Annotated in this window: 6 protein-coding genes and 2 pseudogenes; 4 read left to right on the top strand and 4 right to left on the bottom strand. The window is 63.6% G+C overall.

The window, feature by feature from the left end:
- Positions 1-264 (top strand): annotated as a pseudogene (locus tag JOZ76_RS23890) (hypothetical protein); the annotation flags it as partial.
- 97 nt (positions 265-361) lie between these two features.
- On the opposite strand, the gene JOZ76_RS23885 reads toward JOZ76_RS23890, so the two are convergent.
- The 3 genes from JOZ76_RS23885 to JOZ76_RS23875 form a co-directional block, all read right to left on the bottom strand.
- Complete coding sequence (locus JOZ76_RS23885; protein WP_291702523.1) at positions 362-751, bottom strand: DUF1330 domain-containing protein; 390 nt, start codon at positions 749-751, stop codon at positions 362-364.
- A gap of 166 nt (positions 752-917) precedes the next feature.
- The gene (locus JOZ76_RS23880; RefSeq protein ID WP_291702521.1) at positions 918-1,169 is read right to left on the bottom strand and encodes a hypothetical protein; all 252 of its coding nucleotides are present in this window, start codon (positions 1,167-1,169) and stop codon (positions 918-920) included.
- Complete coding sequence (locus JOZ76_RS23875) at positions 1,169-2,191, bottom strand: methionine synthase (protein ID WP_291702519.1); 1,023 nt, start codon at positions 2,189-2,191, stop codon at positions 1,169-1,171. The genes JOZ76_RS23880 and JOZ76_RS23875 overlap by 1 nt, the downstream gene beginning before the upstream one ends.
- Positions 2,192-2,400: 209 nt before the next feature.
- Here JOZ76_RS23875 and JOZ76_RS23870 point away from each other — a divergent pair, with 209 nt between their 5' ends.
- The 3 genes from JOZ76_RS23870 to JOZ76_RS23860 all read left to right on the top strand — a co-directional run bounded on the left by JOZ76_RS23870 (position 2,401) and on the right by JOZ76_RS23860 (position 4,834).
- Positions 2,401-3,105 carry a glutathione binding-like protein gene (locus JOZ76_RS23870; protein ID WP_291702517.1) on the top strand — a complete coding sequence of 235 codons (705 nt, stop codon included), beginning with the start codon at positions 2,401-2,403 and terminating at the stop codon, positions 3,103-3,105.
- Positions 3,106-3,248: 143 nt separating this feature from the next.
- On the top strand, positions 3,249-3,857 hold the full coding sequence (locus JOZ76_RS23865; RefSeq protein ID WP_291702515.1) for a 2-hydroxychromene-2-carboxylate isomerase: 609 nt from the start codon (positions 3,249-3,251) through the stop codon (positions 3,855-3,857).
- Complete coding sequence (locus tag JOZ76_RS23860; RefSeq protein ID WP_291702513.1) at positions 3,857-4,834, top strand: NADPH:quinone oxidoreductase family protein; 978 nt, start codon at positions 3,857-3,859, stop codon at positions 4,832-4,834. Before JOZ76_RS23865 ends, JOZ76_RS23860 begins: the two co-directional genes overlap by 1 nt.
- A gap of 127 nt (positions 4,835-4,961) precedes the next feature.
- Here the strand turns inward: JOZ76_RS23860 and JOZ76_RS23855 are convergent.
- Positions 4,962-5,183 (bottom strand): annotated as a pseudogene (locus JOZ76_RS23855) (enoyl-CoA hydratase); the annotation flags it as partial.

Below are 5,183 nucleotides of genomic sequence, written 5' to 3'. Positions count from 1 at the left end.
CTGCATCGTGAGCGGCTGGATCACGGCAGGAAGCGGCTGCATCCGCTGCCAAGGCCGCTGGCCGAACTGCCGGACGGCGCGATGGTGCAGCAAGGTGCCGACAGCTATCTGATTGCGCAGGGCAGGGCACTGCTGTGGTCACCCGCCGGCTACCGCGCAGCAGAGATGACTGACGACAACACGATGCTGCTGACGCCGCCGTCGACGCTCCGCGCGCTCGCTGCCGGCTACCGGCCGGTGCTGCATCCGAGCGCCGGGAAGTGAGAACATACGCTGCGATCGGTCTGGATGCGGCAGCGGCGCCTCAGATCGCCTTTGCACTGTGGCGCCGCCCGCTGCGGTCGCAGAGTAGGATACGCGCCTACTTTTCGACTTCGACGACGTACCTCCGTGTGGTCTTGACCGCCTTGTCCCGCTCGGGTGCGAGGTCCGTCCAGGCTTTCGACTTGTAGAATGCGACAGCCTCGTCCAGGCTGCCCCATTCGACGATCCCCACGTTCTTGGGGGCTGGCCCACCCTCGATCTGAACAACCCGTCCGGCCGCTGTCCGTAATGCCTGACCATGGGCTGCCTCTATCGCCTTCCGGGCGGCCGGAAGATAGGCGGCTTGCGCTGAAGCATCGAGGATTTCGAGCTCGCTGACGGAGTAGGCTTTCAGCTTGGCTCCTTGAGCGTGGAGGCCTTGAACCGCGATAGCTCCAATCGCGATACCTGCGAGCAATACCGTTCCGATCTTGAAATTGGATTTCATGGCATTCCCTCCGATTGCGCAAATTCAATCTAAGGCAGACGCCCCCCTTTCAATTCCGGCACACGTCATCCTAGAGGTGAGTCGTGCTGGCAAGTCGAAGGTTCAGCCATCTTGAGGAGCGCCCGGCCTGAATTTTGGGGCTCGCAAGCAAGCGGGACAATCCCGTTCAGTGCAGCGGCCGGCCCTGCTCGTCGACACTCATCCGGGAATCACGCAGCGTCCATTCCTTGATGACCATCCGGCATTTTTGCAGCTCGGCATCGTCAGCCGCGTTGTGGGCTGGACCTGCATGTGGCGCTCGCGTGGTCAGATCGACCAGCGCCTGACAGGCATTGAGCCGGTCGCGCTCGCCGGGGAACGCGCCCACTGCAGTCGGCAGTAGCGCAATAGCGATCGGAACGATGCGCAGCAGACGCATTATCCCAGCCTCTCGCGCGCCAGTTTTGCGCCGGCGCCCAGCGCCATCAGCTTGGCTTCGGCGATGTCGCGGTGCATCGGCGCCATGCCGCAATTGGTGGTGGCGACGATCTGGCTCTTCGGCACGAATTTTGTTACCGCCTCGATCACCTTGACGACGTCCTCGGCGGTCTCGACCTCGTCGCTGGCGACATCGATCACGCCGGCCTGCACGACCTTGTTCGGCAGCAGCGCCAAAAGATCGAGCGGCACGTGCGAATTGCGGCATTCGATCGCGACCTGCTGAATGCTGCTGCTGTTGATGGTCGGAAAAGTCTCTTCATATTGCCGCCACTCGCCGCCCAGCGTCTGCTTCCAGTCGGTGTTGGCCTTGATGCCGTAGCCGTAGCAGATGTGCACGGCCGTGGCGCAGGTGAGCCCTTCGGCCGCGCGCTCCAGCGCCTTGACGCCCCAGTCGCGGACCTGGTCCATGTAGACGTTGAAGGCGGGCTCGTCGAACTGGATCATGTCGACGCCGTCGGCGGCAAGCGCCTTGGCTTCCTCGTTCAACAGCTCGGCAAAGGCGAACGCCATCTTGATGCGGTCGCCGTAATGCTGGTCGGCGATGGTGTCGATGATGGTCATCGGGCCGGGCAGGGTGAATTTCAGTTTTCGCTTGGTATGCGTGCGCGCGGCGCGGGCCTCGTCGGCATGGACGCGGCCCTTCAGGCGGAGCGGCGCCACCACCTGCGGCACCATCGCCTTGTAGCGATCTTTTCGGATGCCCATCTCGACCTTGTGGGCGAAGTCGATGCCCTCGATCTTCTCCAGAAAGCCGTGCACGAAATGCTGGCGCGCCTGCTCGCCCTCGGTGAGGATGTCGATGCCGGCGTCCTCCTGCAGCTTCACCGCGAGCAGCGTGGCATCGCGCTTGGCGCGCAACAGCTCGTCGCCGTCAGCCTTCCACGGCGCCCACAGCATGTTGGGCTCGGCCAGCCATTCCGGCTTGGGCAGCGAGCCCGCGATCGTGGTTGGAAACAGCATGGATACCCTCCCGGTCACTTCTCTTGAGCGCTTCTCTGCCATGTCTTGCGCGCCAGGTACATAGCTCCGCACGCCCCGGCGTCCAGCCTTGCTTCGTCATTCCGGCCGATGCGAAGCATCGAAGCCGGAATCTCGAGACCCGGGTCTGGCGCTTGCGCGCCATCCCGGAATGACGGAGAGTAGTAGGCGCGGAAAGCCAAGGGTATTGCATGATCGACCTGCATTATGCGCCGACGCCGAACGGCTGGAAAATCTCGATCATGCTGGAGGAATTGGGGCTTCCCTACAACGTCATCCCCGTCAACATCCGCGCCGGCGAGCAGTTTTGGCCGGAATTTTTGGCGATCAGCCCGAACAACCGGATTCCCGCGATCGTCGATCATGCGCCTGATGATGGCGGGGAGCCGTTCTCGGTGTTCGAGACCGGCGCGATCCTGATCTATCTCGCCGACAAGACCGGACGCTTCCTCCCCGAGGAGATGCGCGCGCGTTCGCGCGTGATCCAGTGGGTGATGTGGCAGATGAGCGGCCTCGGGCCTATGCTCGGCCAGCACGGCCATTTCGCCCTCTATGCACCGGAAAAAATCCCCTATGCGATCACACGTTATCGTGACGAGGCCGCGCGGCTGTACCATGTGCTCGACGTTCAGCTCGGCAAGACCGGCGCCTATGTCGCGGGCGACGAGTATACCATCGCCGACATCGCCTGCTTTCCCTGGACCATGACCCACAAGGCGCAGGGGTTTACGCTCGACGATTATCCGAAAGTCAAGCGCTGGTACGCGACCTTGCGCGCGCGGCCGAAACTGCAGGCGGGACTGGCGATCGGAAAATTCGTCAAGGAGCCGTTCGACGAGGAGGCGCGGCGCAACATGTTCGGCCCTCGCGCCAGGGAAATGGCGGAGCGGAAGTGAGCACTCTCCACCCGTCATTGCGAGCGAAGCGAAGCAATCCAGACTTTCTCCGCGACTGAAGGTCTGGATTGCTTCGGGGCTAAAGCCCCTCGCAATGACGGTGCAAGCGATAAGCAGAAAGAATTGAACAACAGGAAACGCCCATGATCGAGTTCTTCTTCGACTGCTCCAGCCCCTGGACCTATCTCGCCTTCCACAACATCCAGCCGCTCGCGCAGGAGTTTGGCGAAGGGATCATCTGGCGGCCGATCCTGGTCGGCGGCATCTTCAATACCATCAATCCCAGCGTTTATGCGTCACGGGAAAATCCCGTGCCGGCAAAGCTCGCCTACCAGAAGAAGGACATGGCGGATTGGGCGCGTTCCGCGGGGCTCGCGATCAAGATGCGCCCGACCGTGTTTCCGGTGAACAGCGTAAAGGCGATGCGCGGCTGCATCTTTCTCGGTCAGGAGTTGGTGCCGTTCGCGCGCGCGGTCTTCGAGATCTACTGGGGCGAAGACCAGGACATCTCGCAGGATGCGGTGCTCGCAGAAGTCTGCAGGCGCGCGGGCGTCGATCCGGAAAAATTATTCGCGAGCATCGGCCAGCAGACGATCAAGGATCAGCTCAAGGTCAACACCGACGAGGTGATGACGCGCGGCGGTTTTGGCTCGCCGACCATCTTCGTCGATAAGACCGACATGTATTTCGGCAATGACCGCCTGCCGCTGCTCCGCGAGGCTTTGGCGCGGCGCAAGGAGTGCGCCGCCTGATGGTGCGAAGGGTCGTCTGCCGCGAACTCGGGCCGCCCGAGCGGCTGCGGCTCGAAACATCAGCACGCGTGCCGCTCGAAGCAGGCATGGTGCGCGTCGCGATCCGTGCGGCCGGGATCAATTTTCCGGACATATTGATGGCTGCGGGCGAATATCAGCTCAAGCCGGAGCTGCCGTTCACGCCCGGCGTGGAAGCGGCCGGAGACGTGATCGAGGTCGACGGTGAGGCCACGGGATTTGCGATCGGCGATCGCGTCATCGTGCGGATGCGGCACGGCGCCTATACCGACGAGGCCGTGGTCGCTCCGGCCCAGCTCACGCGGCTGCCGAAGAATTTCGACTACGCGGAAGGCGCTACCTTTCTTGCCGGGCACGGCACCGCCCATCATGCCCTCGTCGATCGCGGCCAGCTTCGCGCCGGCGAAACGTTGCTGGTGCATGGCGCTGCCGGCGGTGTCGGGCTTGCCGCGGTCGAGATCGGTAAGCTGATCGGCGCGGCCGTGATCGCGGCCGCCTCGAGCGAGGAGAAGCTCGCGGTCGCTCGCACCCGCGGCGCCGACCACGTCGTGCTCTATTCGCGCGAGCCGTTTCGCGATGCCGTCAAGCGCATCACCGACGGGCGCGGCGCGGACGTCGTGTTCGATCCCGTGGGTGGACCAGTGTTCGAGGACAGCCTGCGCTGCATTGCCTGGGGTGCGCGGCTGCTCGTGATCGGCTTCACCGGCGGTATCGGGCTTGCGCGCACCAACCTCGTGCTGATCAAGGGAGCGAGCGTGCTGGGGGTACGCGCGGGCGAAGCGGCGCGAAGAGATCCCGTGCTCGGCGAGAGGCGAATGACCGAGCTGCTGCAATGGGCCGAGGCCGGAAAGGTCCGTCCCCACGTCTCGCATCGCCTGCCACTTGAAGACTACGCCAGGGCGATGCGGCTTCTCATCGAGCGCAAGGCGATCGGCCGCGTCGCGCTGATGATGGAATAACTGGTCATGCCCCGCGAAAGCGGGGCATCCAGTACGCCGTGGCGGTCATCGTTTTCGAGACGCCGGTGCCTACTGGATCACCCGCTTTCGCGGGTGATGACCACCGAGAAGCGTGCAGCAGGCGGTGTTATTTGTACGCCCGCTCGTCCCACCACGGAAAATAGTCCGGCATGTCTGCCGAGACCTTGTTGTTGAACTGCGCGGGGCGCTTCTCCAGAAACGCGGTCACGCCTTGCTTGACGTCCTCCGAGCGGCCCCGTGTGTAGATGCCGCGGCTGTCGACCTTGTGCGCCTCCATCGGATCGTCGGCGCCCAGCATGCGCCACATCATCTGCCGGATCAGTGCGAT

The organism is Bradyrhizobium sp. (genome assembly GCF_019244115.1).
Classification (GTDB): Bacteria; Pseudomonadota; Alphaproteobacteria; order Rhizobiales; family Xanthobacteraceae; genus Bradyrhizobium.
The sequence above is the reverse complement of the archived record's forward strand: the minus strand, read 5'-3'. Positions and strand labels throughout refer to the sequence as shown.

Excerpts from the sequence above, each read along its gene's own strand:
- JOZ76_RS23885 (WP_291702523.1), bottom strand. The coding sequence starts at position 751 with ATGAAATCCAATTTCAAGATCGGAACGGTATTGCTCGCAGGTATCGCG.
- JOZ76_RS23880 (WP_291702521.1), bottom strand. The coding sequence starts at position 1,169 with ATGCGTCTGCTGCGCATCGTTCCGATCGCTATTGCGCTACTGCCGACT.
- JOZ76_RS23875 (WP_291702519.1), bottom strand. The coding sequence starts at position 2,191 with ATGCTGTTTCCAACCACGATCGCGGGCTCGCTGCCCAAGCCGGAATGG.
- JOZ76_RS23870 (WP_291702517.1), top strand. The coding sequence starts at position 2,401 with ATGATCGACCTGCATTATGCGCCGACGCCGAACGGCTGGAAAATCTCG.
- JOZ76_RS23865 (WP_291702515.1), top strand. The coding sequence starts at position 3,249 with ATGATCGAGTTCTTCTTCGACTGCTCCAGCCCCTGGACCTATCTCGCC.
- JOZ76_RS23860 (WP_291702513.1), top strand. The coding sequence starts at position 3,857 with ATGGTGCGAAGGGTCGTCTGCCGCGAACTCGGGCCGCCCGAGCGGCTG.